Annotated in this window: 23 protein-coding genes and 1 other RNA gene; 14 read left to right on the top strand and 10 right to left on the bottom strand. The window is 59.8% G+C overall.

Annotated features, from left to right (window positions below):
• Window positions 1-2: 2 nt before the first annotated feature.
• The 7 genes from ACMGGN_RS04845 to ACMGGN_RS04815 all read left to right on the top strand — a co-directional run bounded on the left by ACMGGN_RS04845 (window position 3) and on the right by ACMGGN_RS04815 (window position 7,080).
• Window positions 3-530 (top strand): FixH family protein, encoded by a 528-nt coding sequence (locus ACMGGN_RS04845; protein WP_414156492.1) that lies wholly within the window; start codon window positions 3-5, stop codon window positions 528-530.
• A gap of 188 nt (window positions 531-718) precedes the next feature.
• Window positions 719-3,163 (top strand): heavy metal translocating P-type ATPase, encoded by a 2,445-nt coding sequence (locus ACMGGN_RS04840; RefSeq protein WP_414156491.1) that lies wholly within the window; start codon window positions 719-721, stop codon window positions 3,161-3,163.
• Between the two features lie 13 nt (window positions 3,164-3,176).
• On the top strand, window positions 3,177-3,389 hold the full coding sequence (gene ccoS / locus ACMGGN_RS04835) for a cbb3-type cytochrome oxidase assembly protein CcoS (protein ID WP_046785296.1): 213 nt from the start codon (window positions 3,177-3,179) through the stop codon (window positions 3,387-3,389).
• Window positions 3,382-4,065, top strand: a complete 684-nt coding sequence (locus ACMGGN_RS04830; protein WP_046785297.1) for a sulfite exporter TauE/SafE family protein — start codon at window positions 3,382-3,384, stop codon at window positions 4,063-4,065. The genes ccoS and ACMGGN_RS04830 overlap by 8 nt, the downstream gene beginning before the upstream one ends.
• A gap of 108 nt (window positions 4,066-4,173) precedes the next feature.
• Window positions 4,174-5,556, top strand: coding sequence for an oxygen-independent coproporphyrinogen III oxidase (gene hemN, locus ACMGGN_RS04825; RefSeq protein ID WP_115274246.1), 1,383 nt, complete (start codon window positions 4,174-4,176; stop codon window positions 5,554-5,556).
• A 185-nt stretch (window positions 5,557-5,741) separates the two neighbouring features.
• The gene (gene fnrA, locus ACMGGN_RS04820; RefSeq protein WP_012315416.1) at window positions 5,742-6,476 is read left to right on the top strand and encodes a Crp/Fnr family transcriptional regulator FnrA; all 735 of its coding nucleotides are present in this window, start codon (window positions 5,742-5,744) and stop codon (window positions 6,474-6,476) included.
• A 55-nt stretch (window positions 6,477-6,531) separates the two neighbouring features.
• Window positions 6,532-7,080 carry an adenine phosphoribosyltransferase gene (locus tag ACMGGN_RS04815; RefSeq protein WP_003254303.1) on the top strand — a complete coding sequence of 183 codons (549 nt, stop codon included), beginning with the start codon at window positions 6,532-6,534 and terminating at the stop codon, window positions 7,078-7,080.
• 111 nt (window positions 7,081-7,191) lie between these two features.
• Here ACMGGN_RS04815 and recR read toward each other — a convergent pair whose 3' ends face one another.
• The 4 genes from recR to ACMGGN_RS04795 form a co-directional block, all read right to left on the bottom strand.
• Window positions 7,192-7,794 (bottom strand): recombination mediator RecR, encoded by a 603-nt coding sequence (gene recR / locus ACMGGN_RS04810; RefSeq protein ID WP_012315417.1) that lies wholly within the window; start codon window positions 7,792-7,794, stop codon window positions 7,192-7,194.
• A 204-nt stretch (window positions 7,795-7,998) separates the two neighbouring features.
• Complete coding sequence (locus ACMGGN_RS04805; protein ID WP_012315418.1) at window positions 7,999-8,334, bottom strand: YbaB/EbfC family nucleoid-associated protein; 336 nt, start codon at window positions 8,332-8,334, stop codon at window positions 7,999-8,001.
• Window positions 8,335-8,397: 63 nt separating this feature from the next.
• Complete coding sequence (gene dnaX / locus ACMGGN_RS04800; protein ID WP_414156490.1) at window positions 8,398-10,491, bottom strand: DNA polymerase III subunit gamma/tau; 2,094 nt, start codon at window positions 10,489-10,491, stop codon at window positions 8,398-8,400.
• 138 nt (window positions 10,492-10,629) lie between these two features.
• Window positions 10,630-11,115: a DUF2938 domain-containing protein gene (locus ACMGGN_RS04795; RefSeq protein WP_196996806.1), complete on the bottom strand. Its 486-nt coding sequence runs from the start codon at window positions 11,113-11,115 to the stop codon at window positions 10,630-10,632.
• An 82-nt stretch (window positions 11,116-11,197) separates the two neighbouring features.
• Here ACMGGN_RS04795 and ACMGGN_RS04790 point away from each other — a divergent pair, with 82 nt between their 5' ends.
• The 3 genes from ACMGGN_RS04790 to ACMGGN_RS04780 all read left to right on the top strand — a co-directional run bounded on the left by ACMGGN_RS04790 (window position 11,198) and on the right by ACMGGN_RS04780 (window position 14,208).
• Complete coding sequence (locus ACMGGN_RS04790; RefSeq protein WP_119687518.1) at window positions 11,198-11,611, top strand: helix-turn-helix domain-containing protein; 414 nt, start codon at window positions 11,198-11,200, stop codon at window positions 11,609-11,611.
• Between the two features lie 268 nt (window positions 11,612-11,879).
• A complete protein-coding gene (locus ACMGGN_RS04785; RefSeq protein WP_103469867.1) occupies window positions 11,880-13,172 on the top strand; it encodes a site-specific integrase in 1,293 nt (430 codons plus the stop codon).
• 373 nt (window positions 13,173-13,545) lie between these two features.
• The gene (locus ACMGGN_RS04780) at window positions 13,546-14,208 is read left to right on the top strand and encodes a hypothetical protein (RefSeq protein ID WP_414156489.1); all 663 of its coding nucleotides are present in this window, start codon (window positions 13,546-13,548) and stop codon (window positions 14,206-14,208) included.
• Between the two features lie 584 nt (window positions 14,209-14,792).
• Here the strand turns inward: ACMGGN_RS04780 and ACMGGN_RS04775 are convergent.
• Complete coding sequence (locus tag ACMGGN_RS04775; protein ID WP_103469870.1) at window positions 14,793-15,107, bottom strand: hypothetical protein; 315 nt, start codon at window positions 15,105-15,107, stop codon at window positions 14,793-14,795.
• A gap of 123 nt (window positions 15,108-15,230) precedes the next feature.
• Between ACMGGN_RS04775 and ACMGGN_RS04770 the strand changes: the two genes are divergently transcribed.
• The 4 genes from ACMGGN_RS04770 to ACMGGN_RS04755 all read left to right on the top strand — a co-directional run bounded on the left by ACMGGN_RS04770 (window position 15,231) and on the right by ACMGGN_RS04755 (window position 17,486).
• Window positions 15,231-15,452 carry a helix-turn-helix domain-containing protein gene (locus tag ACMGGN_RS04770; RefSeq protein ID WP_103469871.1) on the top strand — a complete coding sequence of 74 codons (222 nt, stop codon included), beginning with the start codon at window positions 15,231-15,233 and terminating at the stop codon, window positions 15,450-15,452.
• A 50-nt stretch (window positions 15,453-15,502) separates the two neighbouring features.
• Entirely contained in the window at window positions 15,503-15,709 is a 207-nt protein-coding gene (locus tag ACMGGN_RS04765) for a hypothetical protein (protein WP_103469872.1), read from the top strand.
• 44 nt (window positions 15,710-15,753) lie between these two features.
• The gene (locus ACMGGN_RS04760) at window positions 15,754-16,719 is read left to right on the top strand and encodes a hypothetical protein (protein WP_103469873.1); all 966 of its coding nucleotides are present in this window, start codon (window positions 15,754-15,756) and stop codon (window positions 16,717-16,719) included.
• A gap of 155 nt (window positions 16,720-16,874) precedes the next feature.
• Window positions 16,875-17,486: a recombinase family protein gene (locus ACMGGN_RS04755; protein WP_414156488.1), complete on the top strand. Its 612-nt coding sequence runs from the start codon at window positions 16,875-16,877 to the stop codon at window positions 17,484-17,486.
• A gap of 219 nt (window positions 17,487-17,705) precedes the next feature.
• On the opposite strand, the gene ACMGGN_RS04750 is transcribed toward ACMGGN_RS04755, so the two are convergent.
• The 5 genes from ACMGGN_RS04750 to zipA form a co-directional block, all read right to left on the bottom strand.
• Window positions 17,706-18,143: a hypothetical protein gene (locus tag ACMGGN_RS04750; RefSeq protein ID WP_414156487.1), complete on the bottom strand. Its 438-nt coding sequence runs from the start codon at window positions 18,141-18,143 to the stop codon at window positions 17,706-17,708.
• Between the two features lie 209 nt (window positions 18,144-18,352).
• Window positions 18,353-18,997 carry a hypothetical protein gene (locus tag ACMGGN_RS04745; RefSeq protein WP_400722821.1) on the bottom strand — a complete coding sequence of 215 codons (645 nt, stop codon included), beginning with the start codon at window positions 18,995-18,997 and terminating at the stop codon, window positions 18,353-18,355.
• A gap of 376 nt (window positions 18,998-19,373) precedes the next feature.
• An RNA gene (gene ffs / locus ACMGGN_RS04740) (signal recognition particle sRNA small type) lies at window positions 19,374-19,470 on the bottom strand.
• Between the two features lie 132 nt (window positions 19,471-19,602).
• Window positions 19,603-21,933, bottom strand: coding sequence for an NAD-dependent DNA ligase LigA (gene ligA / locus ACMGGN_RS04735; protein WP_046785302.1), 2,331 nt, complete (start codon window positions 21,931-21,933; stop codon window positions 19,603-19,605).
• Between the two features lie 275 nt (window positions 21,934-22,208).
• Entirely contained in the window at window positions 22,209-23,093 is an 885-nt protein-coding gene (gene zipA, locus ACMGGN_RS04730; RefSeq protein ID WP_115274215.1) for a cell division protein ZipA, read from the bottom strand.
• Window positions 23,094-23,227: the final 134 nt, after the last annotated feature.

The raw sequence follows: 23,227 nt of genomic DNA, 5'->3' as shown, positions 1-23,227 counted from the left end.
CCATGCCTGCCGCCACCGCCACCAGCCCTTGGTACAAGCACCTCTGGCCCTGGATCATCATCGGCATCCTCACCACCTCGGTATGCCTGAGCCTGACCATGGTCAGCATCGCCGTGAACAACCCCGACAACCTGGTCAACGACAACTACTACGAGGCTGGCAAAGGCATCAACCGCTCGCTGGACCGTGAATTGCTGGCGCAGAACCTGGGCTTGAAGGCAAGCGTGCACCTGGACGAGCTGACGGGCGAAGTGGACCTGCGCCTGGACGGCAGCAGCGACCCGCAGAGCCTGGAGCTGAACCTGATTTCACCTACCCAGCCAGAGAAGGACCGTAAGGTGCTGCTGAGCCGGGTCGAGGCAGGGCGCTATGTGGGGCAACTGGAAGACAAGGTGGACGGGCGCCGCTTTGTCGAGCTGCTGGGTAGCGAAAGCGGCCAGGTGTGGCGCTTGTTCGAGGAGGAAAAAGTGGCGCATGGTGTGACCTTGCAGTTGGGCGATGAAGCCATCCAGGGCGCTGAACACTTGTAGCGGCCTTGCCGGGGCGCCGGACCGGTCGGAAAGGGGCGCGAAGCGGCCCCAGCAACCTATGCTGCCAAGCTGAGCAATCTATGCTGCGAAGCTCAAAATTTGGGGCCGCTTCGCGCCCCTTTCGCGACACAAGGCCGCTCCTACAGGGGAACGCGCCGGCCAGGCGATATATGTAAGGCAATGATGTGATGACCCAGCCCACCCCCTGCTATCACTGCGCCCTGCCCGTCCCCCCGGGCAGCCGCTTCACCGCCGTGGTCCTCGGCCAGCCCCGGCGCTTCTGCTGTCCCGGCTGCCAGGCAGTGGCCGAGTCGATCGTCGCCGGTGGCCTGGAGCACTACTACCAGCACCGCAGCGACAACAGCGCCAACCCCGAGGCCCTGCCCAAGCAGTTGCAGGACGAACTGGCCCTGTACGACCGCAGTGACGTGCAACAGACCTTCGTCCGCCACCAGGGCGAGCTGGCCGAAACCACCCTGCTGGTCGAAGGCATCAGCTGCGCCGCCTGCGGCTGGTTGATCGAAAAGCACTTGCGCAACCTGCCCGGCGTGGCCGACGCACGTCTTAACCTGTCCAACCATCGCCTGCTGCTCAGTTGGGAAGACCAACGGCTGCCGCTCTCGCGATTGTTGGCCGAGCTGCGCCAGATCGGCTACGCCGCCCACCCCTACCAGCCAGACCAGGCCGCCGAGCAACTGGCCCGCGAAAACCGCAGCGCCCTGCGCAGGCTGGGCGTGGCCGGGCTGCTGTGGTTCCAGGCGATGATGGCGACCATGGCCACCTGGCCGGAATTCAACATCGACCTGTCGCCCGAGCTGCACACCATCCTGCGCTGGGTGGCGCTGTTTCTCACCATCCCGATCGTGTTCTACAGTTGCGCGCCCTTCTTCAAAGGGGCCGCACGCGACCTGCGCACCCGCCACCTGACCATGGACGTGTCGGTATCGCTGGCCATCGCCCTGGCCTTTGGTGCCGGGATCTGGACGGCCATCACCGGCAGTGGCGAACTGTATTTCGACACCGTGGGCATGTTCGCACTGTTTCTGCTCACCGGCCGCTACCTTGAACGCCGCGCCCGCGAGCGTACGGCAGCGGCCACCGCGCAACTGGTCAACCTGCTACCGGCCTCTTGCCTGCGCCTGGACAGCCTTGGCCGCAGCGAGCGCATCCTGCTCAGCGAACTGCAACGCGGCGACACCGTGCAGGTGTTGCCCGGCGCAGTGATCCCGGCTGACGGGCGCATTGTCGAAGGCCGCTCCAGCGTCGACGAGTCGCTGCTGACCGGTGAGTACCTGCCGCAACCGCGGCGGGTCAGCGACCGGGTCACCGGCGGCACCCTGAATGTCGAAAGCACGCTGAACGTAGAAATCGAAGCCCTTGGCCAGGAGTCGCGACTGTCGGCCATCGTCCGCCTGCTGGAACGCGCGCAGACGGAAAAGCCACGCCTGGCGCAGATTGCCGACCGTGCATCGCAATGGTTCCTGCTGTTCACGCTGGTGGCCGCCATCGTCATAGGCCTGTGGTGGTGGCACCTGGACCCGACACGGGCGTTCTGGATTGTCCTGGCCATGCTGGTAGCCACCTGCCCATGCGCGCTCTCGCTCGCCACCCCTACTGCACTGACCGCCGCCACCGGTACGCTGCACAAGCTCGGCCTGCTGGTCACCCGCGGCCATGTACTGGAAGGCCTCAACCAGATCGACACGGTCATTTTCGACAAAACCGGCACGCTCACCGAGGGCCGCCTCACGCTGCGCAGCATTCGCCCGCTGGGCGCAGTGGCCGCCGACCGCTGCCTGGCCCTTGCCGCCGCCCTGGAAAACCGCTCCGAGCACCCCATCGCCCGCGCCTTCGGTCGCAATGCCGAGCCTGCGGAGGATGTGCAAACGGTACCTGGGCTGGGCCTGGAAGGGCTGGTCGGCGGGCAACGCCTGCGCATCGGCCAGCCCACGTTCGTTTGCGCCCTCAGCGGCGCCGAAATCCCGACTGTCCCGGAGCCCCGCGGCCAATGGCTGCTGCTGGGTGATCGCCAAGGCCCGCTGGCCTGGTTCGGCCTGGACGACCGCCTGCGCGAGGACGCCCCTGCCCTGCTGGCGGCCTGCAAGGCGCGTGGCTGGCGTACCCTGCTGCTGTCGGGCGACAGCTCGCCCATGGTCGCCGAAGTAGCCGCCCAACTGGGTATCGATCAGGCCATCGGCGGCCTGCGCCCGGACGACAAGCTGGACCGGCTCAAGGCTCTGCAGGCTTCAGGACGCAAGGTGCTGATGCTGGGTGACGGGGTCAACGATGTGCCGGTGCTGGCCGCCGCCGATATCAGCATTGCCATGGGCAGTGCCACCGACCTTGCCAAGACCAGTGCCGATGCAGTGCTGTTGAGCAACCGCCTGCAAGCGCTGGTACATGCCTTCGACCTGGCCCGCCGCACCCGCCGCAACATCATCGAGAACCTGCTTTGGGCGACCCTGTATAATGGCCTCATGCTGCCGTTTGCCGCGCTCGGCTGGATCACCCCGGTATGGGCCGCCGTCGGCATGTCGGTCAGCTCGCTGATCGTGGTCCTCAATGCCCTGCGCCTGACCCGGCTGCCGGGCGTGGCGGCCACCGCCAGCGCCCCACAACCTGCCATTGCCTGATCAGGAGCCGCCCATGCCAGCCCTTTATGTCATGATCCCGGCCGCCCTGCTGCTCGTCGGCGTCGCCGTGTACATCTTTTTCTGGGCGGTGGACAGCGGCCAGTACGACGACCTTGAAAGCCCTGCCCACAGCATCCTGTTCGACGACCAGGACCCACGCCACCAGGCTGCTGTCAAACAAGAGCCCGACGAGCCGCAAGACAAGGACCAACCACCCCGTGCCTGACCTGCTTCCCCTGCTCGGCTCCGCGCTGGTCCTCGGCCTGCTCGGCGGCGGCCACTGCCTGGGCATGTGCGGCGGCCTGATGGGCGCATTGACTCTGGCGATCCCGCCGGAGCAACGGGGCCGGCGCCTGCGCCTGCTGCTGGCGTACAACCTTGGGCGGGTCCTCAGTTATGCCTGCGCCGGCCTGCTGCTGGGCCTGGCCGGCTGGGCGGTAGCCAGCAGCCCTGCCGCCCTGGCACTGCGGGTGGTGGCCGCGTTGCTGCTGATCGCCATGGGCTTGTACCTGGCCGGCTGGTGGAGCGGGCTGACACGCATCGAAGCACTGGGCAGAGGGCTTTGGCGGCATATCCAGCCAGTGGCCTCGCGCCTGTTGCCGGTCTCCAGCCTGCCCCGGGCCCTGCTGCTTGGCGCGCTGTGGGGCTGGCTGCCATGCGGGCTGGTTTACAGCACCTTGCTGTGGGCAGCCAGCCAGGGCAATGCGGGGTATAGCGCGGCGCTGATGCTGGCGTTCGGGCTGGGTACCTGGCCTGTGCTGCTGGCCACAGGGCTGGCGGCGGAGCGGGTCAACAGCCTGTTGCGGCGGCGTAGCGTGCGCATGGCAGGAGGGCTGCTGGTCATCCTGTTCGGCCTGTGGACACTGCCGGGGCCGCACCAGCATTGGCTGATGGGGCACTGACAGGCGCTGCTGCGCAGCGGCCCCCTAGCTCTTGATACAAATCAACACAGATTCCTACAGACGACCATAGACTCCGGGGCACTGCTGCTCATTCCGGGGACCGCCCACATGCTCGAAGATCTACGCTGGGATGCCGACCTGATCCGCCGCTACGATCTGGCCGGCCCGCGCTACACCTCCTACCCGACCGCGGTGCAACTGCACAGCGAAGTCGGCTCGTTCGACCTGCTCCACGCCCTGCGCGAAAGCCGCCGGGCCGTGCGCCCGCTGTCTGTGTACGTACACGTGCCGTTCTGCGCCAACATCTGCTACTACTGCGCCTGCAACAAGGTGATCACCAAGGACCGTGGCCGAGCCGCACCCTACCTGCAGCGCCTGGAGCAGGAAATCCAGCTGATCGCCTGCCACCTGGACCCTAAACAGCGTGTTGAACAGTTGCATCTGGGCGGCGGCACGCCGACCTTCCTCAGCCATGTGGAACTGCGCCAGCTGATGGCCACCCTGCGCCAGCACTTCAACCTGCTGGACGATGATTCCGGCGACTACGGCATCGAACTGGACCCGCGCGAGGCCGACTGGTCGACCATGGGCCTATTGCGCGAACTGGGCTTCAACCGCGTGAGCCTCGGTGTGCAGGACCTGGACCCTGCGGTGCAGCGCGCGATCAACCGCCTGCAGAGCCTGGAACAGACCCGCACCCTGATCGAAGCGGCGCGTACCTTGCAGTTCCGCTCGGTCAACCTGGACCTGATCTACGGCCTGCCCAAGCAGACCCCGGAAGGCTTCGCCCGCACCGTCGAGGAGGTGATCCGCCTGCAGCCCGATCGCCTCTCGGTCTTCAACTACGCCCACCTGCCTGAGCGCTTCATGCCACAACGGCGTATCGACAGCAACGACCTGCCGGCCCCGGCAGCCAAGCTGGAGATGCTCCGGGCCACCATCGAGCAGCTCACCGCCGCCGGCTATCGCTACATCGGCATGGACCACTTCGCCCTGCCCGACGACGAGCTGGCCGTCGCCCAGGAAGAAGGTACCCTGCAGCGCAACTTCCAGGGCTACACCACCCACGGCCACTGCGACCTGATCGGCCTGGGGGTTTCGGCAATCAGCCAGATCGGCGACCTGTACTGCCAGAACAGCAGCGACCTCAATACCTATCAGGACGCGCTGTCCGGCTCCCAGCTGGCAACCCAGCGCGGGCTGCTGTGCAATCACGATGACCGCCTGCGACGGGCAGTGATCCAGCAACTGATCTGCCACTTCGAGCTCGACTTCGAGCCGATCGAAAGCGCGTTCACCATCGATTTTCGGGGCTATTTCAACGATCTTTGGCCAGCGCTGCTGAACATGCAAAAGGACGGCCTGATCCGCCTCGACGAAAAGGGCATCCGCATCCTGCCGGCCGGGCGCCTGCTGGCCCGCTCGGTATGCATGGTGTTCGACGCGTATCTGGCGATGCACGACCGTCAGCGATTCTCGCGGGTGATCTAGCCAAGCGAATCTTTGACCGTGTGGACAAGCCCGCTTGCCAGGCACACTATGGGCAAGAACGGACCCCCGGCATGATGCAGCTGGGGTTCGGCCAAGGCGCATCATCCTCGCGCACACTGGCCTACACCCTATGCCGTAGGTTACCCTTACGACTTATGTGTGCTTTCCCACAAGGATCGATTCAAATGTCCGAGCCAGTCAAACTGCGCGCCCACGGCCAGGCCCATTGCAAGGATTGCAGCCTGGCCCCCCTGTGCCTGCCTCTTTCGCTCAACCTGGAAGACATGGATGCACTGGATGAAATCGTCAAACGCGGACGCCCGCTGAAAAAGGGCGAGTTCCTGTTCCGCCAGGGTGACAATTTCGGCTCGGTTTACGCCGTACGTTCCGGCGCCCTCAAGACGTTCAGCCTGAGCGACAGCGGCGAGGAGCAGATCACCGGCTTCCACCTGCCCAGCGAACTGGTCGGCCTGTCCGGCATGGACACTGAAGCCTACCCGGTCTCGGCCCAGGCGCAGGAAACCACCTCGGTGTGCGAAATCCCGTTCGAGCGCCTCGATGAGCTGTCGGTGCAACTACCCCAGCTGCGCCGCCAGCTGATGCGGGTGATGAGCCGTGAAATCCGCGACGACCAGCAAATGATGCTGCTGCTGTCGAAAAAGACCGCCGATGAGCGCATTGCCACCTTCCTGGTCAACCTGTCGGCACGCTTCCGCGCCCGCGGCTATTCGGCCAACCAGTTCCGCCTGAGCATGTCGCGCAACGAAATCGGCAATTACCTGGGCCTGGCCGTTGAAACCGTGTCGCGGGTGTTCACCCGCTTCCAGCAGAACGGCCTGCTGCGCGCCGAGGGCAAGGAAGTGCACATCCTCGACCCGATCCAGCTGTGTGCGCTGGCCGGTGGTGCGATGGAGGCCTGAAAGCCTGCTTGAAAAAGGTATACTGGCGCATTCGTTTTTCAGGATACCTGCAACAATGCACAGCGAAGCCTTCGACCTCAAAGCCCTGATCCGCCCGGTAGTGGACTTCCCCAAGCCGGGTGTGATCTTCCGCGACATCACCCCGCTGTTCCAGTCGCCACGCGGGCTGCGTTATGTCGCCGACCAGTTCATCGAACGCTATGTCGAGGCGGAGTTCAGCCACATCGGCGCCATGGATGCCCGGGGCTTTCTGATCGGCTCGATCATCGCCCACCAGTTGAACAAGCCGCTGATCCTGTTCCGCAAGCAAGGCAAACTGCCGGCTGACGTGCTGTCGGAGGGTTACCAGACCGAGTACGGTGAAGCCTTCCTGGAAGTGCATGCCGACAGCCTGTGCGAAGGCGATTCGGTGCTGATCTTCGATGACCTGATCGCCACCGGCGGCACACTGCTGGCCGCAGCCAACCTGGTGCGCCGCACCGGTGCACAGGTGTTCGAGGCGGCGGCGATCATCGACCTGCCTGAGCTGGACGGTTCGCGCCGGCTGCAGGCGGCGGGTGTGCCGACCTTCTGCCTGACCGAGTTTTCGCTGAGCGAGTACTGAGTGATTCTTGGGGTGCTTTGCACCCCTTTCGCGACACAAGGCCGCCCCTACAGGGGACCGCGTACGGCCTTATGTCGCGAAAGGGCCGCACAGCGGCCCCAGCAATTCAAATCAAAGGGAAATCGGCTTACGCCCCGCAAAGGCATGTGCCAGGGTGCCGCCGTCGACCAGCTCCAGCTCGCCGCCCAGCGGCACGCCATGGGCAATCCGCGAGGCTACCAGCCCCTTCTCGGCCAGCAACTGCGCGATGTAATGTGCTGTCGCCTCCCCTTCCACAGTCGGGTTGGTGGCCAGGATCACCTCGGTAAAGCTGCCCTGCTCCTCGATCCGCGCCATCAGCTGCGGCACGCCAATAGCATCAGGCCCCAGGCCATCAAGCGGCGACAGATGCCCCTTGAGCACGAAGTAGCGACCGCGATAGCCGGTCTGCTCCACCGCATACACATCCATCGGCCCCTCCACCACGCACAGCTGGGTATCGTCGCGGCGCGTATCAGCGCATTGCGGGCACAACTCCTGTTCGGTCAAGGTGCGGCACTGGCGGCAATGGCCAACCCCTTCCATGGCCAGGCTAAGCGCCTGGGCCAGGCGCACCCCACCACTGCGGTCGCGTTCCAGCAACTGCAGGGCCATGCGCTGGGCGGTTTTCTGGCCGACGCCCGGCAGCGTGCGCAGGGCGTCGATCAGTTGGCGGATAAGGGGGCTGAAGCTCATGGGAAAGGCCTGATAATTCTATGAGAGGCGGTTTATACCGGCGCAGCCTGACAGCGTCAAATCTCACCTATCACAAGCGGCGCTCGATCCAAAGGCCGCCAGAACATCCAGGCATGCGCCCGGCCGCATCAGCAACGACCTGTAAACAACACCACAAAAAAAGCCGCCCTGGAACCCAGCGGCGGCTTTTCAACTGCAAATGCCTTAGAACGGCATCTTGAAGCCCGGCGGCAGCTGCATGCCTGCAGTCATGCCACCCATTTTTTCCTGGCTGCTCTGCTCGACCTTGCGTACGGCATCGTTCAGTGCAGCAGCAATCAGGTCTTCGAGCACTTCCTTGTCGTCTTCTTCAGTCGACATCAGGCTTTGATCGATGCTGACGCGCTTGACGTCATGACGACCGGTCATCACCACGCTGACCAAGCCGCCACCAGACTGGCCCGTCACTTCGGCGTTGGCCAGCTCTTCCTGCATCTTGGCCATTTTTTCCTGCATCTGCTGGGCCTGCTTCATCAGGCCGGCCATGCCACCTTTCATCATGGGGGTATACCTCGATTGGGTCGTGTGATGCAGCCCGCCGCAGGCCGGCCGCATGGTTATCCGTTACTGACCCTGACTGACCAGGGCTTCTACAGGTTCAATAGTATCCTGCCGCACGGTCGCACCGAACTGCTTGATCATCTGCTGGATCAACGGATCCTGCTCGATCGACGCCACGGCGTCCTGCTGGCGCTCGGCACGCTTGCGCGAGGCTGCCTGGGCCGGGGTTTCCTGCTCGGGCAGGATAAGCTCGATGCGCAGGTTCAGCGTGCGCCCCAGGTGCTGGTTGAGCGCTTCATTCAGCCGGCGTTGCTGGGTGGCGTTGAACAAGGCGCCCTGACCCGGGTCAAGGTGCAGCAGCCAGTCGTCACCGTCTGCGGCCATCAGCGTACAGTTTGCGGCGATGTTGCCTGTCATCCCGGACACAGGCAACTGTGGGAATAATTCCAGCCATTGCAGGGCCAGGCCGGTGGCGGGCTTGGCGGCCGGCAGCGGCTCGGGCGCAGCGATGGGGGCCTCTTCCTGAACGTGCTCGACCAGCTCGTCCAGATAGCTGAAGCCCACCGGGTCGCTTTCGCCGCCATAGTAGTCCTCATCCATCGGTGGCTCGTCATCACGCTCCATGCCCGCCGAGGCGTAGGCAGACGGATCGAATGGCGGCTCGTCATAGGCCGGCTGGGCATCTTGCGGCTCGGCGACTGGGGGCTGGGGCGCGGCAGCCGGCGCAGGCGCAGGCGCAGGCTCCGGCTCCGGCTCCGGCTCCGGCTCAACGGCAACGGGAGCAGGTTTGGCAGCAGGCTCCTCCCAGGGCAGGTCGATGACTTCTTCTTCCGCTGCCGGCTCGGGCTCGGCCAGCTCGGCCTTGGGCTCAGGTTGTGGTGGCACAGCCGACATTGCCTCGACGACAGCCGCAGGCTCGGCTTGCGGGGCCGCAACCACTGCAGCGGGTGCTGCGGCAGCAACGACAGGCGCGTCGGGGACCACCGTGGGCGCTGCCACCGGGGTTGCAGGATCAGCTGTGGCCTGGCTGATCCCCACCGGCTTTAGTACCGGTTTCGGCGCATCGTCGCTATCGGCCGGTCGGAACGCCAGCATCCGCAGCAGGACCATTTCGAAACCGCCCCGCGGGTCGGGTGCCAAGGGCAGGTCGCGTCGGCCAATCAGGCCCATCTGGTAATAGAACTGCACATCTTCGGCAGGCAAGGCCGACGCCAGCGCCAGCACTCGGTCGCGATCACCCTGACCATTGTCCACCGCCTCGGGCAGCGCCTGGGCAATGGCGACCCGGTGCAACACATTGAGCATTTCGGCCAGCACGCCACTCCAGTCCGGCCCCTGCTCGGCGAGGTTGCGCACCGCCTCCAGCAGCGCCCGCGCATCCCCTTCCAGCAGCGCCTGCAGCACACCATAGACCTGGCCGTGATCGAGGCTGCCGAGCATGGCCCGCACATCGGCGGCCAACACCCTGCCCTCACCGAACGCGATCGCCTGGTCGGTGAGGCTCATGGCATCACGCATCGAACCATCGGCAGCGCGGCCCAGCAGCCACAGGGCATCAGGCTCGAACGGAACGTTCTCGGCCTCCAGGACATGACTCAGGTGTTCGACCACCCGCTCCGGGCTCATGTTCTTCAGCGAGAACTGCAAGCAGCGCGACAGGATGGTGGCCGGCAGCTTTTGCGGGTCGGTGGTGGCGAGGATGAACTTGACGTAGGGCGGCGGCTCTTCCAGCGTCTTGAGCAAGGCGTTGAACGAGTGCGTGGACAGCATGTGCACTTCGTCGATCAGGTAGACCTTGAAGCGCCCGCGGCTGGGGGCGTACTGCACGTTGTCGAGCAGTTCGCGGGTGTCCTCGACCTTGGTGCGGCTGGCGGCGTCGATCTCGATCAGGTCGACGAAACGGCCTTCATCGATCTCCCGGCACACCGAACAGGTGCCACATGGCGTGGAGGTGATGCCGGTTTCGCAGTTCAGGCACTTGGCGATAATACGGGCGATGGTCGTCTTGCCCACGCCCCGGGTACCGGTGAACAGGTAGGCGTGGTGCAGGCGCTGATTGTCCAAGGCATTGATCAAGGCCTTCAGCACATGGGCCTGGCCGACCATTTCGCGGAACGAGCGCGGACGCCATTTACGTGCAAGAACCTGATAACTCATCGAAAAACCATCGTAGCCTGATCGAGCGGAAGATCGCTAATGCTAGCGGAGCGGGGCCGAAATTGCACCCTGCATGGTTCGCCTACGCTGAGTAACTGGCGCACGATCCTGGGACACCTGTAATCCCGAGCACTTTCTTCAAAGAGCCGAAATAAAACCGGCACTCAAGTACAACCCAACCCCAAATACCAAGTGCGTAACCAAACTCTTCAGACAATTAGGCCAAGGCGTCGGCGTCCTGGCGGCAAAGAACCCTGCCCCCATCAATGGCTGCATGAAGCACAGCGGCGCCGCCACCGTCACCACACCCCACGCCAATGCAGGCCACACCGTCGGCGCGCGTAACCAGCCCTCGCCGGCCACCCCTACCAGCACCACCGCAAACAACACACCAATCCCATAATGGATCAACCACCCCCAGATCAGCTCGTTCGCCACCGGTTCGGCCCTGGCAATTGCCTGATGCCGTACTCGCCCCCGCAGCAGATGCCCTACCCAACGCCCCACCATGGCGAAGTTCAGCGTGGCGATACCCAAGCGCCGCAGCAACATCCCCCACAGGTCCATGATCACGGTAGCACCGACCCCGATCAGCAAAGCAGCTTGTAGCATGGCAAGCGTCATTGATTCAGCCCTCTGAAATTGACATTAAGCAACCTGCCACGCAGCATAGAAGTTGAAGTCAACTTCAAGTCAAGGCCCCTCAATGGATATTGCCGATGTCGCCAAACGCACAGGCGTCCCTGCATCGACACTGCGTTACTACGAAAAGAAAGGCCTGCTCGAGTCACTTGCCGGGCGTGGCCAGCGGCGCCAGTTCGCCGCCGATGTTACGGACAGGCTGGCACTGATCGCCTTGGGACAGGCCGCAGGTTTTTCCCTCGATGAAGTCGGGGCGATGCTGGTGGACCAGCAGGTCGATCGGCAGAGGCTGATGGCCAAGGCGGACGAAATCGATGCACAGGTCAAACGCTTGCAGGCACTTGGCAAGGGGCTGCGGCATGCAGCGCAGTGCTCAGAGGAAAACCACCTGGCCTGTCCGAAATTTCAGCGCTTGATGAAGCTGTCAGCAGCAGGGGCGCTGCGAGGTAAACGGGCCAGAGGAAAGGCCGTATCGTGACAGGCTGAGGTTTTTGAACCCCAGAAATGGAGGCGGCCCCACCAGCCACACCCCGGCACTCGATGTTCCCGCTATGGCTGCTCCCTTCCGGGCCTGACCGGGTGGCATGCAAGCATGCTCGGGAATCAATGCAGGCCTTATGGGGCAAGGGTTTCAGGCTGATGGGGGTAGCAGACGCTCTACCCGTGCAGACACCCAGCATGGGTGCTCAAAACTTGGGTGTAGCCAGCACTGTCACACTTTGCTGTAACACTTTGGTGTCACACCCATGGCCTACATCATCAAGCGCGGGGCGCTCTACTACCTGAATCTCAAGCTGCCAAAGCACCTATTCCCGAGGTGTAACACTTTGCGTTTGAGCCTGAACATACGGCATCGTCAAAGCGCCATCTTTATTGCCACATCACTGGTGCAGCGGTTGCATCACCACCTTAGCGAGCACCCTCTTGAAGACCTCCAGACGCTTCGTACGTTGTGTTCACAATGGCGGGACTCTACACCCACGCCCACTATCCAAACCGCTCCACGGATCGCTACGGCAGTCTCAGCGAAACGGAATAGCGACAGCCCTACCCTCGTGGCACTCTCCAAGCTTTATATAGAGGAAGGGAAACGGGGAGGCACATGGCGACAGGTCAGCACCGAGGAAGTCGAGCGAGCCTTATCAGACCTTTTCGAGTTGGTGGGTGACATGCCCGCTAAAGCCTTCGATGCGCACCAAGCACGCCTTCTAAAGGAACGGCTCAGCCTATGCCCGCAATATTTCGGCTTACGCCCCGAGTTCAAGGGAAAGACACTGAGGCAGGTGGTTGACTCAGGAAGTTCTTACAAGACCATCACCGCTGTCACAGTGAACAATCGGCTACGCAAGCTCACCGCCTTCCTGAACTGGTGCAAAACGAATGGGTACGTCACAGACAACCCACTGACGGGCATGAAAGTCATGACAGGATCAGCGAAGGAAGCCCGGCTGTCTTTTGAACCACACGACCTAAATGCCCTGCTGAACCACGATGCGCTGCGAAGAGAAGCCCGAAAGCACCCGTGGCGTTACTGGCTGCCACTCCTTGGGCGAACCACTGGGGCACGACTGGAAGAACTGTGCCAACTGCGTGTCGATGACTTCATTGAGCAACAGGGCGTCCAGTGCATCCGCATCGATGACAGCCGTGAAGGCCAGAACCTTAAGAATGCCAGCAGCCGCCGAGTACTTCCCCTGCACCCTTCACTGATTGAGTTGGGATTGTTGCAGTACGCTGAATCGGAGAGGACAGATGGAGCTGATCGCCTGTTCCCCGAGCTTGAAGCAGTACGCGGTAAACGAGGTCACGCGGCATCTAAATGGTTTGGCCGCTATAAGGCGAAACTGGGTATCACCGACCCACGCAAAACCTTCCACAGCTTCCGCCACACCTTCATCGATGACCTGCGTGATGCTGGCGTGCAAGACTCACTGATCAAGCGGATGGTGGGTCATGAAGATAGCTCCGTGACCTTTGGCATCTACGGTAGCAGGACGCCAATCAAGGCGATGGTCGAGGCCATGAAGCACATCAAATAACCTCGAATAACCCACCAATAACCTCGGTTAAACCTTCCCTTCAGCGGGATGATATCCAACCGCCTCTCACACCAAACCCAATGATTACAGGGCAAAAGGGAGCTATAGATTAAGCGAAGCGCGTTCCTCACCACGAATATCGGTTTATGGTGAAATCTGGCTTGTCAAGTATCGATCTTGACCGGTCATCGCAAAGCGTGTAAGATCCTTAACCTGCTTCAGAGAGCAGACAGACATACTGAAGAGCCTCCACCGCGACCACCAAATAGGTGCATTGCATGGGGGCTTAAATTTGCCTGCGATTTACCAAACAAAATCGGCACAACCCAAGAGGAACTGCCTATCGAAATGAACTTGAAGAGGAGAACGTACAATGGCATACGAATGCCCAGCTTTTACCGCATCACCCTTCCTTAACGTCGATGGACTGCTGATCAGCCCAACAACCGGCGAGATCTTTGGTTACGATGACAAGCCTTCTGTCTTCAGCAAACGCCCTGACTACCAGCCAGAACTGAGTAAGTGCCGCAGTGCTGACGACCTGCACGCGCATCTGAAGCACGTCGACCGCCGCAAGCTGCCAACGCATACGCTGCACTCACTGACCGACGCACAGAACTACGCCCATGGCCTATGGCGCCGGACAGGCGTGGACTGTCGTATCACTGTCCCGATGATGAACACTCTGAGCAAACTGCACGAGCTGGTTCAGTACCGGAACATGATCATCATGCCTCAAGCCGACTTGGCGAAGGCATTGAGTACAACAGCTCCAAACTTGATGAAGAAGTTGGGAGCGCTGATCAGCACCAATATGGTGCGCGTGAGCACCTCAAGGCAGGGTGGCATTCGCACGGGTGAAATCAAGCTGACAGTAAATCCATGGCTGATCTTCCGGGGTGATGATGCCAAACGGGATGAGTACATCAAGCATTGGTATCGTGACTGGACAACTCTCCACCCTCAATCGGCATCGAGCATGAATAGAAGAGGATGGGATGACAACACCATTACCACAGCAGCACTTGCCGCTTGACCCGAAATGCTGGTTGTTGACCTTGCGTAGTTTCACATCACTTTTTTAAAAAAACTACGCAAGAATCTTACTGCAAGCCACGCAATACAAGGGGTTGAAGAAAGTCCTATTATATACAAGGATTTCTTGCACCGTTCATAAACACTCATTAGACCGTCAAGTCTAAGCTGTATGCGTTGGCTCAGGTGAAAAACCCTACCCCTATTGCGCAAGCAATGAGTCGTACACAGGGACAACAAACAACAAGGTTGTCCCAAATGAAAAAAACTATCATTGCTAGCTGACGCTAACGGCCAAGCGTACTAGTCCAACCAACCAATAACATGGTTGGACAACAGAATACGAGCTACTACTAAAGCTACGCTCTGATCGTGCAAAACTCAATCCTGCGGATCGGATATTGTGCACAGGAACAGCGTCAGCTGTGGATAGTGCGGATTAGTAGTTTTGGGGGGTGGTTGTTGTTTCACCCCCTCTACACCGTTAGGTGTCCACGATCCTGACCTACGGTCATCTACAGTGCAACCAGCGGAAAGCTTGCCGCTTTCGGTGCGGAGCAATCGGCTTAACCTCATTAGGTAAAGCTACTTCATGAGCAGGAACAATCCCACAGTCACTGCAATTACTGTGAGGACGAAAATCTGGTCGTTTCTACGTTTGCTGGCTGCTTCGTCAGCCGCTACACGTTGATAGGTTTCAACATCGCTCAAACCCTGCACCTTGTAATCCAGCACATGGCCCATCTGCTTCTGTATCCGTGCATTGTGCTTGCTGTTACTACCTGCAACCAGCAGCCAGACGATCAACCACAGGCCGAACGTTGGTATGCAGAGCAGCAGGTGTAGCACGTGGCTGGTGGTCTTCTTCTGGCTAGCCAATACGAAGAGCTTTTCGTTCATAGTTGATCCGTCCTGACATGATTGCGCTTGCCCACCGATAGGTGGAGATTGACCTAATGTATCACTTGGTGTGTCATCAGTCAGTGTGTTCACGATCAGAGTGCGTCAAACCATCATGCGGGGATGCAGACAAACCAACACCTACGAAAAGCTTTTGGCCAAAGAATCCGCGAACTACGCAGCAGCCAAGGCTTCAGCCAAGAGGCATTCGCTGACAAATGCGGCTTTGTCCGTACCTACATGTCCCGCATCGAGACAGGCACAGCTAACCCCAGCCTTGAAGCGGCCAAGGTGCTTGCTGACGGCCTGAGCATGTCCCTTTCCGAGCTTCTTGAGGATCTGTAACCAGTCAGATCGACGCTACACTCAGGCTCGACCCCTCATAGGACTACTACATGGACGACCGTATCTCAGTCACTGCTGACACGCTGGAGCTGCTGCACCTCAACCAGACTGCCCTACGTGCTGGCCTTGAAGAACTCTCGCTTTGGATCAAGCAGCGGGGATCAACCAACGTGCACGACAATGTGCTCGGCATCCTGCAAACCTTGGACACAAACGCCCAAGCAATCGCCTCAGGGATCGATTCGCTCCGTTCCTGAGCTTTAGAACACCGCAAATTAAACTGCACGAGGCATCCACAACCATGCCCGGAAAACCGCAGCATTCATTGGCAAGCGGAATTACCACAAACTTCGGTTACTACCCAGTACGCTGCGATCTGGAGACTGAAAGGTTTTCCATCCTGACCCTACCAGATCACGAGGATACCGTATCCTCAATCGCCGAAGATGAGAATGTCATCGACGGCTGGCTCTACCCGGGACCACAGCAGCGATTGCACTTCGTGAGCGGAATTGTCCGATCAATGCCCTATAGTAGTCGCGTCTTTGGGCTGCCCAAAACTCATGCCTTAACCCTTCATAGAAGCAAAAACCAAGACGACCTCGACTTTGTAGTCTGGTGCCTATCCTTTTTCACTGGCATGCGCCTGACGAATACAGAGGCGGGTTTTCTTGATGCGACTCCCGTTAAGCCACACAAGCTCGTTGACTTCGTCCTCCACCGCCCCACCCTAATCGAAGCTGTGCATTTGGCACTCGATTTCCTAGAACAGGAACGCGACGCTCCTCGTGCACCCAAGAGGATCGCCGCAGTCATTCATGCTTTGTTCTTGGCCCAGTACCCACAGAGCCTTCCTTTTGAGCGGTTTCAATACCTCTACATGGCATTAGATGGCTGTTTCAAACTTCTCGAAGTCAAGGAGGAGACCAAGCTACGCGTGCCTCATGCACGACGAATCCAATGGATGTGTGAAAAATTCGATATTCCCATACCCGAATGGGCAGAAAGCAAAGCAGGAGCTTCGCCCCTATCAACCGCCCGTAATGATGCCATCCACGAAGCACTATTCTTCGATGAGCCTTTAGGGTTCTCGATTTACGGTGGTAACAAGCCTGATGGAGATCCCACAAATGTCACCCTGCAAATGAAGGCGTTGGTATGTCGGCTTCTGGTCGCCATTCTCGGAAGGGCTGATACCACATACGTCAAATCCCCAGTTAACACCCGAATGATACAAAGCCTTGAGTTGTCAGATCGCATCACCTAACGCCGGAAGGATACCGTGGAGGTGAGTTCATTTGGGTATAGATCAGCGAGTACAGGCAAACGGCACCACACGAATGTACCGAATAACTCGATAGACAACCCTAACGAGCACAGTTAAAATCGGCACATCCAAAACGGCACAAGGCACCAGCCATCATGTTCATCCGTGCATACCTTCGAGCTTCGACCGACTCCCAAGACGCCAGCCGTGCCAAAGGCGCTCTCGTTCAGTTCGCTGCTGACAACGGTCACAAGATCGCCGCCTTTTACACAGAGAACGAATCAGGGACCAAGCTCCATCGTCCAGAACTGTTTCGTTTGCTGGACGATAGTCATGATGGTGATGTGCTGCTGATTGAGCAGGTAGACAGGCTGTCCCGCCTTTCTCCTGATGACTGGGCAAGCCTGAAAGCCATCATCGCAGCGAAGAAGGTCACAGTGGTGTCGCTCGACTTAGCAACCAGTCATGCCGCATTGAAACCTTCCCAAGTTCAAGACGACTTCACCAAAGGCATGATCAACGCTGTGAACGGGATGTTGCTCGATATGCTCGCTGTGGTTGCACGCAAGGACTATGAAGATCGCCGCCGCCGTCAGGCTGAGGGTATTGAGAATGCCAAGGCCAGAGATGTTTACAAGGGCAGACAGGTCGATCAGGCACTTCATAACCGCATCAAAGAATGCCTTGGTGCAGGCAAGAGCATCCGCAAGACTGCTGAGATTGTGGGTTGTGCAGTATCTACGGTGCAACGAGTGAAGGCAGCGTAACAACTCTGGCGCCAGCCACGCCTCTGCCACTTAGATCAGGAGGTGACACCTCACCACCCCTACTTATTTTAAAAACAAGAACGATTCCTATTGGCTTATTCGCACCTGCTTAGCACCTCGGAAAAACCACCAGATTATATTTCTAGCTCAAGAGCCCAACCAGTACTGAATTGCAGAGGAGTTTTTGACGGCGGGGGCATAGGTTCCGTTTGTAAACAGCTACCCAACCCGGTTTTTCTTGTCATGAGGAGCAGAGCCCCAATCCAACTGATCAAGGTGATGCTTGGTGTTGATGTACTGCTGACCTACCACTTCATCAATCCAGCCATACTGCTGAACCACTCGCGGATTTACCCACCCATTGTACGCCAGCGACAGAATCTGGCTTCGCCAGCCTTGCAGGTAAGCCGGAACGTCAAACCTCCTGCAACCCCTGATGGCATCCTCACTCCCCAGCAGAGACCACGGGCGGTCATAAGCCCTGTCAAAGACAAAATTGACACTTTTCCTCTGCCAGTAGCTGTTACGTATGTCTCGCTGGCAGTCTTCAAAATCAAAGCGTCCGCCATGCTCAAAATCCCCCATGGCTCGCTTAATGTGAGCCTTGGCTAGCTTCCGTGCTTTATAGCGAATGATTTCATTGAAAATGGTAGACATCTGACATCCCTTTGTCAGTTAGGAAGTGGGTGATTAACAGTGCAACCTAAGCATGAATCCACTCCACCAAAGGTTGCCTTCCATTATTATCCCGAGCCAAAACCTTGGGCCAAGCTAAGGTGCATGGTCCTCGCGGCGGGGGGGATTTCGTCAGGGAAAAAGGGCAAGACACCTCTAAAGGTAGAGTCATTGCCCCTGCTTTGCCCTAGCTACTTCTTGTCAGAAATTGCGTTGACAGGACGAACCTGAAACTTCTTGCTGTAAAGCGGTGATTTGAAGTACCGCCCAACCCGCTCGGCGGTTTCAATCAGTCGATCCATAGCCTCTTCCAACCCTTCTTCCTTGAAGGCAATCGACTCTTCATTCGAGTGTATGCCTACATCGTCGTTGATGGTTTTGCACGGAACGAAAGGGTGGGCAATCTCTTCAAGGTACTGGTAGAAAGCACTCTTCGCTATCACCAACCCGAAACGGCGCCATGCATACTTACGACCCCAGTAATAACCGTCTTTCGCTCGGTGCCTCACACGGGCGTCATTCTTGCCCTTATTCTCAGCCAGCTTGTCTATCGAGAAATGTTTTGCAGCCGAGTAGCTCAGCAGCTTGTTAGCAGTGTCGGCCTTTCCTAGAGCAGACGGCTCAATGATGTTCCTCCCCGCCTTGTCTGTAACGAATCCGATGTTGTAGCGGTCTCCATCCACCAATTCCGCATTGCTGCTGTTGGTCTCGAATTGGTACAGGGTATCGGTAGTAAGCGGGTTGAACTGGTGCAGAAACTTACCCGACGGTAGCGCCGTGACCGTGTAGTTTCTGATGATCACATCATGGATTGTATACAGGTTTCTAGATTTCACCGCGCCGTCCTTGAGGTATCAATAGGCCGTACAAAATAGTGTCAATTAGCCTTCATGGCAATCAGGAGCTACACCCATGACACCGCCCGCTAGCCCGAAGAGCTAAACGGTTACCACTGACGACTGTCAAATCACCCTTGCGATTGCTGAACGCCGCATTTTTTAACAATGCACACGCTCACCCCATAACCATCATTGATGCACAGGGCTGCACGACATACCTGAGGGGATGACAGAACAATGATTGGGGGAAGCGGGATAATCGGATAGGATAATCAGCACAGTGCACCACTCAGGTGTACCTAAACGCTGTCACACTTCGAGATTTTTGAGCGAGAAATCCTTGAGAATTCAAGGACTTGCGTAATGGAGGCGGCCCCACCAGCCACACCCCGGCACTCGATGTTCCCGCTATGGCTGCTCCCTTCCGGGCCTGACCAGGTTAACGGGTAATCAATGCGGGGGGACCGATGGGGCCACCACTACGCGGCTCGCCAAGCAGCGAGCCGCGCCATTGTACCGGTCTGGGGCGAAGTTACAACCTTTAACCGGAGAAAAAGTCATCATTTCTCAATGACTTGTCCAGACCGATGAGGCCAGGACAATCAGATGGCAATACCCTGCTCGCCCAGGAACACGACGAACGCATCCTCATCCAGCACCTTGACCCCCAGCTCACTGGCCTTGGCCAACTTGGAACCGGCGCCAGGGCCAGCGACCACGCAGTGTGTCTTGCCCGACACCGAACCGGCCACCTTGGCCCCCAGGCTTTCCAGCTTCTCTTTGGCGATGTCGCGGCTCATGCGCTCCAACGTGCCGGTCAGCACCCAGGTCTGACCAGCCAGGGGCAAGCCCTCGGCGACCTTCTTTTCGCTGTTCCAGTGCATGCCGAACGCCAGCAACTGGGCTTCGATGTCTCTGGCCAGCTTCTGGTTGGCCTCGTCCTTGAAAAATTCGCGCACGGCTTCGGCCTGTTTCGCTGCCAGCGCCTGACGCAAGTCGATGCCGTCGGCCGCGATGATCTTGTCCAGGCTGTCCAGCTTGGCGACCAGCTTTTCAGCGCCCGTGGGCCCGACCGAAGCGATATCGAGCTTGGCGATCATCCCGGCCAGGGTAGTGCTGGCAGCGAATTCGGCAGCCAGCTCACCTTCGTCCTGCAATTGCATGCCGCAACCGAGCAACTGTTCGATGACCTTGCAGTTGTGTTCGTCTTCAAAGAAGTTGTGGATCTCGTAGGCCACCTCCAGACCAATGTCCGGCAGGTACGTCAGCACCTGCGGCAACGCCTGCTGCACCCGGGCCAGGCTTCCCAGCGAGCGGGCCAGTACCTTGGCGGTCTCCTCCCCCACATCCGGGATGCCCAGGGCATAGATGAAGCGCGCCAGGCTCGGGCGTTTGCTGGCCTCGATGGCATCCAGCAGTTTCTTGCTGGAGACTTCGGCAAATCCCTCCAGCCCGACGATCTGGTCGAATTGCAGCTTGTAGAGGTCCGCCGGCGAACCGATCAGGCCTTCGTCCACCAACTGCTCGACGCTCTTCTCGCCTAGGCCGTCGATATCCATGGCTCGCCGCGAAACATAGTGAATGATCGCCTGTTTGAGCTGGGCACCACAGGCCAGGCGACCGACACAACGGTACACCGCGCCTTCGCTGGTGGTTTCCTTGCCCTTGCTACGCTTGACCAGCTGAGTACGCTCAACCTGGGAGCCACACACCGGGCACGCGCTTGGCACCTGCACCGGGCGGGCGTCTTCAGGACGGCGTTCAAGCACCACCTGCATGACTTGCGGGATCACGTCACCGGCACGGCGGATAATTACCGTATCGCCGATGCGCAGGCCCAGCCGGGCAATCTCGTCCATGTTGTGCAGGGTGGCGTTGGACACGGTCACGCCAGCCACCTTGACCGGCTTGAGGCGTGCAACCGGCGTGACCGCACCGGTACGCCCGACCTGGAATTCCACATCCAGCACCTCGGTGAGCTCTTCCATGGCCGGGAACTTATGGGCGATGGCCCAACGCGGCTCGCGGGCGCGAAAGCCCAGCTCGCGCTGGGAGGCCAGGCTGTTGACCTTGAACACCACCCCATCGATTTCGTACGGCAGGCTGTTGCGCCGCTCGCCGATATCGCGGTAGTAAGCCAGACACTCCTCGATACCAGCCGCATGCCTGAGCTCGCGACTGATCGGCAAGCCCCATGCCTTGAGCTGCTCGAGGATACCGATATGGCTCTCGCCAATGCTTGCCGAGACCTGGCCAACGCCATAGCAGCAGAATTCCAGCGGGCGGCTGGCGGTGATCTTCGAGTCCAACTGGCGCAGGCTGCCGGCAGCTGCGTTGCGCGGGTTGGCGAAGGTCTTGCCCCCGGCTTCGGCCTGTGCGGCATTGAGGCGATCGAAACCCGCCTTGCTCATGAACACTTCACCACGCACTTCGAGCACAGCCGGCCAACCTTTGCCCTGCAGCTTGAGCGGGATGTTGCGCACGGTACGCACGTTCGCGCTGATGTCTTCGCCGGTGGTGCCGTCACCCCGGGTCGCGCCCTGGACCAGTTGGCCATCGCGATAGAGCAGGCTCACCGCCAGGCCATCGAGCTTGGGCTCGCAGCTGTAGTCGACCGCGCCCGGCTGGTCGAGGCCTTCCACCACACGGCGGCCGAACTCACGCAGGTCGGCTTCCTCGAAGGCGTTGCCCAGGCTGAGCATGGGCACTTCGTGGCGCACCTGGCTGAACGCGGCCAGGGCAGCGCCGCCGACGCGTTGAGTGGGCGAGTCGGGAGTGATCAGGTGAGGATGTTCGGCTTCGAGGGCCTTGAGCTCGTTGAACAGGCGGTCGTACTCGGCGTCCGGCACGCTGGGCTCGTCGAGTACGTAGTAGCGGTAGTTGTGCTGGTCGAGTTCGGCGCGCAGTGCGTGGATTCGGGATTCGGCGTTCATTCTTCAGGTTCTCTTGCAAAGCAAAAGAGCAGCCCTAGGCTCAATGCCAGTCAGTTAAACGATTTGGGGCCGCTTTGCGGCCATCGCCGGCAAGCCAGCTCCCACAGGCACAGCGCAGACCTCAAGAACTGCATGGTATCTGTGGGAGCCGGCTTGCCGGCGATGGGCTGCGAAGCAGCCCTGGTAACGCTAACTGACTGGCATTAGCCCCAGGCTGCTCTTGCGCTTGAAACGAAGCGAGCAAGACCAAGGCATGGTCCGCTCGCTCAATGACATCAGCGTTTCTGGGTCAACGCGCGGCGCTCGAACTCGACGATGCGCTGGCGGTAATGCTCGATGGTCTGGGCGGTGAGCACGCTGCGCTGGTCATCCTTGAGCTCGCCATTGAGCTCGTGGGCCAGCTTGCGCGCCGCAGCGACCATCACATCGAAGGCCTGTTTCGGATGACGCGGCCCTGGCAACCCGAGGAAGAAACTCACCGCACGGGTGCTGAAGTGGTCGATGTCGTCCAGGTCGAAAATGCCGGGTTTGACCGCGTTGGCCATGGAGAACAGGACTTCGCCGTGACCGGCCATGCTTTCGTGACGGTGGAAAATGTCCATTTCACCGAAGCGCAAACCGCTTTCAAGAATATTCTGCAGCAGCGCCGGGCCCTTGAAGCCACCTTCGTCGCGGGAGATCACGCTGATCACCAGCACCTCTTCGACCGGCGGCAGCTCCTTGGCAGCACCGCCCGCATCAGCAAAACCACTGTTGCGGTTGTTGTCGCCAGCAAAATCGTCATCGGCATCGGCGAACAGGTCGGGCTCGCGCTGCTCGGCCACCAGGTCCAGGTCGCCCTGCGGCTGCAGTTCAGCGGCACGTTTACCACGCTTGCTGGCCTTGGCCGGTTTCTGCTCGCGCTCGCGTTCACGCGCCGGCGCACTGAGCGACGGCAGGTCGCTTTCGTCCAGCTCCGGTTCCTTCTGGGTATCGAGCACCCGCGACGGGCCGAGCACCTCAGCGCTGCCTTCCTCGTCCGGGAGGTTGGAATAACTGCGATCCAGACGGAATTTCAACTTGCCTTTTCCGCCGCGCATACGTCGCCAGCCGTCGAAAAGAATACCGGCGATGACAATGATGCCGATGAGGATCAGCCACTCGCGCAGACCGATTTCCATGTAATCCCGTGCCTCTATAAAAATATGCTTGAAAACAAAGGCTTCAAAGCCCTTTAACACGTGGCGCCAACTCTATGTTCTGACAGGCGTTTTACCCACGCAAAAAACGAGTGACATTAAGCTAGCACGACCAA

The sequence above is a fragment of the Pseudomonas sp. BNK-30 genome, assembly GCF_047456185.1.
GTDB lineage: Bacteria > Pseudomonadota > Gammaproteobacteria > Pseudomonadales > Pseudomonadaceae > Aquipseudomonas > Aquipseudomonas putida_E.
The sequence above is the reverse complement of the archived record's forward strand: the minus strand, read 5'-3'. Positions and strand labels throughout refer to the sequence as shown.